A 7,132-nucleotide genomic window follows, 5' to 3' on the forward strand; every position below is an offset into this window, starting at 1 on the left:
GTAGGGTTTAGGCCGCCTTAGCTCAGTTGGTAGAGCATCGCATTCGTAATGCGAGGGTCGGAGGTTCGAGTCCTCTAGGCGGCACCATTCCTTCAGCAGGAAATTCCTGAAAAACCTAGCGAAAGTGCCTTTCGGCTTATGACCGAAAGGTTGCCTTGTTTGTGTGCCTTTGGCTTGATCCCACAGCAACCCAGTGGGTGAAGCGTGGGGCGGAAATGGGACGGAGTCGGTTCCCTTCGGCAAGCACTTCGGGCCTATGATTCGGCGGGGTCGAAGGGAGGAGGAGCTGCCACAATGCCTTAAAGCAGGGCCAACTGCTCCATTGGCTCGGAAACGCGCACACTGACCTTCGGCAGCTTAAACATCTCCGCCAGTTGCTCGATAACCAAGCTGAAATGATGGTCCGTAGAAGACCAGCGCCACATGCTGGCATGGCCTGTTTTCCCGATGCCGGTGGCTAGCCGGTCGATGAACGCGTTACCTAAGCTGTAATCTGCGCCAGCGTAAGCGTCCGAGGAAACAAGGCGCTCAGCCACTTCAAAGATCGCCTTATAGCCTTGCTCGCGGCGAACAGATGGGCCTTTGAAGATAAAATATTCATCAACTGACGAGTAGCGAAGGTGAGCCGATGGAGCGCCATTGAAAGGTGCGTAGGCCGATGGGTATTCGAGCGCGTAGTCCGAAAACATAGGGGTAACCGGAAGGCTGCCAGCATGTTCCATCAATGCGCGGTAGAGCTGCCAATCCAGACGTGGAAATGAGCCATCCATACCGGCCTTCAACTTCGGCTGCTCCGGAAAGGATGTGGCGCTCCAGAACACCCGCATCCATGTGTTCGGAGCAATCAAGCGAGCAATCTGACCGGCAAGAATGTCTGCAAATTCGTTCACTTCGTGGATCGCGAGTGGCCCGCCGTCCAGAAGGATGACCGTTGATGATGGATTGGCGCCGAAGTCTGCTGCTATAACCCGCAGCGCTTCCGGCCCTTCCAGATTTTCCATTTCATCGATCTTCAACCGTAGGCAGGATGGCGGACTATCATTCCGGCCCAAAAAGCGGCGAACGGCTGCCTTGTAATCGTCTGAATTTCCCGACGAGAAAATTGGCGCTGCATTGCCTCCGGCGAGCCGGGCTCTCTCCAGCAGTTCAGTTAGCGGGTGCCCGCCTATGGCTTCGCGATGGTGTTCATCATCGATCAATGCCGCGTCGATGAAGGCGATACGCCGATCCCAACAATCCGCGAGCTGTTTCCCAAAACTCCGCAAATATTCGGTCGTGGTCAGAACCTTTTGCTGCTCAGGATCGAACCCGCCCGCTGGCGGGATCTTGAACGCGGGAATCATTCGACCTGAACGGGCTGATCGTGCAGTAGCAAGTGCCCGCCGCTCTCCGGCCTTCCACTTTAGTTGGGAGAGATAGACAGCATTCGACAGGTTCATCATCTGTTACTCCCAAAGCCCGGCAGCTTGAAGGTTGGCCCTGATCTCGCCAGATCCGAGCATATCGCTGAAATCAGTATAACCTCGATCCCGCCGAATCCTGCCAGCAATTAAAGCTGGATGAAGGTTATGACGATTCGCGAAATCTTCAATAGTTTGAGATGATTTTGTGAATCTTATGAGGGATGATTGCCATTTTTCTTTTGGCATGATTGCATTCTCAGCGAACTCGTCAGCTTCTTTTTCTAACGTATCATCGTCTCCTTCTCCGGCATTTTCGTCAATGATTGCTGTGTAAAGAACCTTGGGCCAGTGAAGTGCGATATGTCCAAGCTCGTGCATTAAAACGAACCAAAAATTGTCGATTCTATCAAATCGAATTGACATCCCTATGACCGCATATTTCTTGTCCAAAGACATAGCGGCGCCATCGATCTTCGTCTTGGGAAGATGAGGTTCGAATATTAGTATTACTCCATACCCCAGGAGCATTTCGACGGCCTTTCTAATGCCGTCCTTGTCAGTGCTGAGCTTAGGAAGTTGGGAGATGACGTCAGCCGGGAGGGCTTCAAAACGCCGTGCCAAAGCAGCTTTCTGACGAGCGCGAGTTAGGACGCGTGCTTGCCATGAGAGCAAGGCTGCCCGTCGAGCTGGTGAAGTCTCGGAGTTCGTTTTCCGATGCAATGCGAGGCCAATTTCCTGAGGCGCTTGACCGAAGAAGCCTTCCAATACCTTCACGCGCTCTGCCGCTGACACCTTACGCAGATTAATGCGCGTGCCGAACCAGCCCTTGGCATTCATATCTGCAAAGGGGAAATCTGCCAGCGAAAGTCCTGTTGGCAGTTGCGATGTCTCCGGTTCATTTGTTCTGTTGATCCGAAGTTTAGCCGAGAACTCGATGCCTATTGCGTTGGCAATGTGAGAAATCCGCTTCAGACTTGCTGTTTCATATGATTCTTTTTCGTATCGCTGTATCTGTTGTTCCTGAATTCCGGCGACATTGGCCAATTCTCTTTGTGTAAGGCCACGCGCTAGGCGCGCTTCTACGAGAGATTTTCCCAAATCGGCAATTTCTTCAAGGGATATATTATTCGTATTTCCACTTTTTAGTGCTTCATATGCTTCTAATTGGTCCCGAAGATCTTTTGCCTGTCTTTCATAAGAATTCCGCTGCGCGCGAGCTATAACGGGGTCAACGCCAGATCGTATCAGTTGAAGAATATCGAACTTGCTCAAAGCATCCTCATACCCCGAGAGTGCTTTGCGCGTGGTAAGATATTCTTTTTCGTTCTTTATCATAGATTTAGTATTTCCAGAAGACTCAATTTTATGCCGATCATGCCCCTCTCCTCTCCCGTTATTTTGTCTCGGGATAGGAAGCGGAAGTTTTCGCCTGCAGGCCCCTCATCCACCTTGCCAAACAGAAGATCCCCCCGATATCGCTGCCGTCGTTCAAGGGCCAAATTGTCATCATATAGAACGGGGTCGAGATCGCCTGACACGCCGGTTGGATCCCAGCAGGCGTCATAGTCTCCAGGATCAACCTTTGACGTAACGTAGCTGCCGCCAACATAAATCCGGCTGCACCCTGATTCTCTCAAAGCCCTGCAAGCGCCCATAAGCCCCTCAAATAGCCAACCTCGCCTAGGATTTATGGCAAACGCATCGCGAAACTCCCGGAGCGTCACAAAATGCAATCCCGGCGGGAGGACAAGCAGGCCATTAGTGAAGTGAGGAGTGAGCGCCGGAAGCATGAACACAACAATATCGTTGTGTGTAATGTTTCGCAAGGGGATGAATTTTCCTCTCCGGCGCGCAAAATCCGTCATCTTATATGAACAGGCGGATTCAAACGCCTATTGCGAAGCTGCTCTAATCCCGCCAGAAAAGCCCTGCCTTCCGTGAAAGCCGGAGGGTGGGGCGTCAGAACCCCAATTTGAGACAAACTCGGTCGCCGAAATTCGGAGGCCGGGTGGCGTACACGTATGTCCAGCCGGTGACGGTAAAGGTGTGCGCGCTCGTTGTCTCAGCGGGTTCTGAACATCCGGCTTCGGCCGTCGCTCCGAGAGGTACATAGGGGTGACACGAGGTTGAAGCCGAAGGTCGCTCTTCCAGGCGTGAGGGGGGCGAGCAGTGAAACATCAACAGCCATAGCGATGCTGCCTGTTCAGCCGTGCCCGTCCGGGTTGCGGTTCAGTCCCTCACGCATAAAGGAAACGCAGATGGTCGATACCGAGGCCTTGCGGAATATCGAAAAACTGAATCAGCTCAAGAATGACGGTATCATTTCCGATACCGAGTTCGAACGGTCCAAGGAGCGGCTACTGTTCGGAGGCAGCCAGAAGAAAACAGCGCCTTCCGCTCCGGCAGGCAATCCGGGACAGGACGATCATGTCGGTTGGATGATCCTTCCCGTTCGGCGTTATGCCCAGTTCACCGGCCGGGCCAGCCGCAGGGAATTCTGGATGTTCCAGTTGGTATATATCGCCTTGTTCGCGGTCACACTGACGCTGGCGGCCATCGATCAGAACGATTTTGGCGAGACGGGGCTGATTGGCAGGCTCATGCTGGTAATCCTTGTTCTGGGCCTGCTCGGTCTGTTTATTCCGCTGCTGGCCGTCGAGGTCCGGCGGTTTCATGATCAGGACAGGTCCGGCTGGTTCGTGCTGCTGAACTTCATTCCCTATATTGGTCCGCTAATCGTGCTGGCCATGATGCTGATCGATGGGACGCCCGGCGAGAACCGTTTCGGACCCAATCCCAAAAACGCCTGATGGCAAGGGTCATATGGGCATTGCTGTTATTCGGGGCGATAATGATGGCCCTGAAGCTGGCGATCATTCTCCTGATCCTGGCTGGTCTGATCTTTCGCACCAAGGAAACGCTGGGTCTGCTGCTGGTGCTGGGCGGATGGCATCTGCTCCTGCACTATCCGCTGGCAACGGGCATTCCCATCGGCATCCTGCTATTGATCGGCATCTATAAGGCGATGACCAAGCCCGCCTGATCCCAACCCATTATCAAACACAACGCGCCCTCGGCCTCACGGTCGGGGGCTTTTTTATTGGAGCTACCTCATGCACATCTTTCAAACGTGGCAGGAACTGGCCGCATATCTGGATACCCCCATTGCCTCCGATCTGAAATGCCTCCTGCAAACCCGCCGTGACCAGTTGTTGAAATATGGCGATCTTTCGGAATTAGGCATCTTCGTCATCGTCCAGCCGGGTGACACCATGACGGCGATCGAAGATGCAACCGGCTGGCCGATCCTGATGGACGGCGTTCCGGCCTTCGAATGGGTCCAGCGGCATGGCACCATATTTGAAATGCCCTTTGTGCTGTCTGATTCAGGGGCGGGGCATGTGCTGATCGTGCCTGACGCAGAAGGCATCGACCCTACCTTGCTCGATCTGTGCCGGGCCTATGCCGATCAGCAAGGTCGTGACCCAGACGATAAGGCAGAGGGCATTTAAGCCAAGACCGCCCGGCCACCCTCTCGAAGCCCAAATCCAGCGAAACGAACAAAGCGTCTTCCGGGGCGCATTTTTTATGCCCGAAAGGAATCTCCCCCATGCTGTCACTTTACGACATCAACAACATGAATGCGGCCCTGCTGCTGCCGCTCGATCCCACCCTGCATCGCCTCCTGTCCGATCGCATCCGAGATATCATTGCCTGCGCGCTGGAAGAGTTGACCCACATCATCATCGTCGAACCGGGCGATGGGGAGGGTGACTTCATAAGGGAAGCGGCTTTCTCGCCCTTCTGGAACCCGCTCTCCGAAACCCGCTACGGCGATCCAGATCATATTCCGCCTTGGGATTGGACCGAACGCCTGGACGGATGGGGCTGGGAGTTGATCAGGACCGCTGGCAACGACGGTTTCGCCTTTATCGTGCTGGTGCCGGACGGCGAGGGGATCGATCCGACGCTGCGCACTATGTGTGCGAGTTACATAACTCCTGCCATGTGAGACGGCTCACCATTTTTCCAAGGAGCAGCAAGACAGGGCATGCTCTAGCCCCGCAGTTTTGCAGGCTTACGGTAGGGGCGGCCGGTGCGGCGCTGAAAAACTGACGCTTCTCGTCGAACAACATTGGGCTTTCGGTTCGGGCATACCACGTGCTCCCCGCCCAGATCTAGCGAGGCGCGGGGATCACCGCTCTGCTTTCAGGTCCAGCATCGATATCGCTAATCGTCAGCGTCTGATAAACTGGAAAGAGCGCTCGGCAAATTATCAAGAACATTTAACGCTTTGCGAGAGTCTGCAATTTCGAGTTTGTCCATTTTCGATGGCTTGTTCTTCTTTTCGAGGCGAGACACAGATGCTGAAAGATTTATACGATGAATATTGAGGGTGTTTGCGGAAGATATTAATTTTTGTTTGTTGGGATCATAATCTTCCGGAATGATAGCTCGGCTTTTGAACAGGGAGCTTAGGATAAAATCGCAGGTATCCAAAAATTTAATTCCATCAGTTGTTGCTTGCAGAACTGACCAGCCTCGAACGAGGTTCTTTCTCAACGCTCCTTGTAAGGTCGAGATATTCTCACGAACTTGATCATGAGAGCATCCCATCTCATAGGCAGTCGCCTTAAAGTTCCCAGATTCCACAAGTTTTATAAACGTCTGCAGGTCGAGCAAGCGGATGTTTGAGGTCTTCGATTTTCGAAGCACCTGCTCTGGGGGCGCATTACCTGGCCAAGTTTTGCTGGCTGAGAAGCGCTCCAGACATTCCATCGCGATTGGCAAAAACCAAATGTCGTCCGCGTTGTTCAATTCCAGCGGTGTCCCATCGAGCACCAACACCCGATTGAGCCAGCCTTCCAACTGTTCGACTCTGCGTTTCGTCTGCCTCTCTTCAATCCCAAGATCGATTGCAGCACGTTCGTAGCTGAGATGACGGGCCGTGGCCGCGAAAGCTTCCAACCAGCCTAGCCGCAGATCGAACGCTGTCGATGCCGTATCTATTATCGGTTTGGTCACGCACATCCTTCCCTGTCGAGCTGTCCTTTATTGCGAAAGAAGCTAACGAGCCCAGCATAAGGTTCACGCTTCATCGACAAATTAGAACGGTTCGTCGTCAGCGGCTTAGGCGGTCTTTTTGTGCAAATTTGCGCAGCTTCCGGAACGCATGCCGAAATTCATAGAGCCGTTGCGACAGCCATCTGCGCTGTTCGATTAACCCGCTGAAGGAGCCTAAAAACAATGTTTGTGAATATCCATGCCGCCGCCCGGCACGTCGAGATGGTGGAGGCATTTGGACTGCCAAACCCCTCGGACCCTCATTATGAGGAGATATTCGGGTTATACCATGTCATCGATGATACCTGCTACTGGTCCTATCACCCGGCGACACAGGTCTGGGACGTTAAGGTATGCAGCGATTATGACCCACGGGATTTCGACGCGGAAGTAGCCTCTTCGCCCTGTTGGACAGAGGCGGAGAGACTGCAAGTTCAAGAGAAGGTCCGCGATCTATCCTTTCTTCCCCGGCCCGCGCTTCCGAAGAAGCGTGGTAAGGTACCGAACCTCCTGCCGTTCCTTTACGAAGGTTGGCTCTTTACCTGGAAGTTCGACCGAAATTTGAAGCGATGGGAAATCGCACCTTTGGCTCGCAGGTGACTTCAACGCCCCGGCCACCATCATATAATTTATCCAGGACACTGAGGTGGTGCCGGAAATTCGGA

9 protein-coding genes and 1 tRNA gene are annotated in these 7,132 nt (G+C 53.5%); 6 read left to right on the forward strand and 4 right to left on the reverse strand.

Annotation, left to right across the window (positions count from 1 at the left end; genetic code table 11):
* Nucleotides 1-11 precede the first annotated feature (11 nt).
* Nucleotides 12-87 (forward strand) — tRNA-Thr (locus tag F7P65_RS10535).
* A 212-nt stretch (nt 88-299) separates the two neighbouring features.
* Here the strand turns inward: F7P65_RS10535 and F7P65_RS10540 are convergent.
* The 3 genes from F7P65_RS10540 to F7P65_RS10550 are packed head-to-tail and all read right to left on the reverse strand — an operon-like array spanning nt 300 to nt 3,268.
* A complete protein-coding gene (locus tag F7P65_RS10540) occupies nt 300-1,442 on the reverse strand; it encodes a beta family protein (protein ID WP_150291705.1) in 1,143 nt (380 codons plus the stop codon).
* Nucleotides 1,443-1,445: 3 nt separating this feature from the next.
* Entirely contained in the window at nt 1,446-2,738 is a 1,293-nt protein-coding gene (locus F7P65_RS10545; protein ID WP_150291706.1) for an XRE family transcriptional regulator, read from the reverse strand.
* On the reverse strand, nt 2,735-3,268 hold the full coding sequence (locus tag F7P65_RS10550; RefSeq protein WP_150291707.1) for a DUF6932 family protein: 534 nt from the start codon (nt 3,266-3,268) through the stop codon (nt 2,735-2,737). The genes F7P65_RS10545 and F7P65_RS10550 overlap by 4 nt, the downstream gene beginning before the upstream one ends.
* Before the next feature lie 261 nt (nt 3,269-3,529).
* Here F7P65_RS10550 and F7P65_RS10555 point away from each other — a divergent pair, with 261 nt between their 5' ends.
* The 4 genes from F7P65_RS10555 to F7P65_RS10570 all read left to right on the forward strand — a co-directional run bounded on the left by F7P65_RS10555 (nt 3,530) and on the right by F7P65_RS10570 (nt 5,415).
* A complete protein-coding gene (locus tag F7P65_RS10555) occupies nt 3,530-4,213 on the forward strand; it encodes a DUF805 domain-containing protein (RefSeq protein WP_150291708.1) in 684 nt (227 codons plus the stop codon).
* A 41-nt stretch (nt 4,214-4,254) separates the two neighbouring features.
* Nucleotides 4,255-4,446: a hypothetical protein gene (locus tag F7P65_RS10560; RefSeq protein ID WP_150291709.1), complete on the forward strand. Its 192-nt coding sequence runs from the start codon at nt 4,255-4,257 to the stop codon at nt 4,444-4,446.
* A gap of 70 nt (nt 4,447-4,516) precedes the next feature.
* Nucleotides 4,517-4,915: a hypothetical protein gene (locus F7P65_RS10565; RefSeq protein ID WP_150291710.1), complete on the forward strand. Its 399-nt coding sequence runs from the start codon at nt 4,517-4,519 to the stop codon at nt 4,913-4,915.
* Nucleotides 4,916-5,013: 98 nt separating this feature from the next.
* Nucleotides 5,014-5,415: a hypothetical protein gene (locus F7P65_RS10570; RefSeq protein ID WP_150291711.1), complete on the forward strand. Its 402-nt coding sequence runs from the start codon at nt 5,014-5,016 to the stop codon at nt 5,413-5,415.
* 218 nt (nt 5,416-5,633) lie between these two features.
* Here F7P65_RS10570 and F7P65_RS10575 read toward each other — a convergent pair whose 3' ends face one another.
* A complete protein-coding gene (locus F7P65_RS10575) occupies nt 5,634-6,428 on the reverse strand; it encodes a LysR family transcriptional regulator (RefSeq protein WP_150291712.1) in 795 nt (264 codons plus the stop codon).
* A gap of 222 nt (nt 6,429-6,650) precedes the next feature.
* Here F7P65_RS10575 and F7P65_RS10580 point away from each other — a divergent pair, with 222 nt between their 5' ends.
* The gene (locus tag F7P65_RS10580; RefSeq protein WP_150291713.1) at nt 6,651-7,067 is read left to right on the forward strand and encodes a hypothetical protein; all 417 of its coding nucleotides are present in this window, start codon (nt 6,651-6,653) and stop codon (nt 7,065-7,067) included.
* The last annotated feature ends 65 nt before the right edge of the window (nt 7,068-7,132 follow it).

The sequence above is a fragment of the Sphingobium estronivorans genome (assembly GCF_008692605.1).
Classification (GTDB): Bacteria; Pseudomonadota; Alphaproteobacteria; order Sphingomonadales; family Sphingomonadaceae; genus Sphingobium; species Sphingobium estronivorans.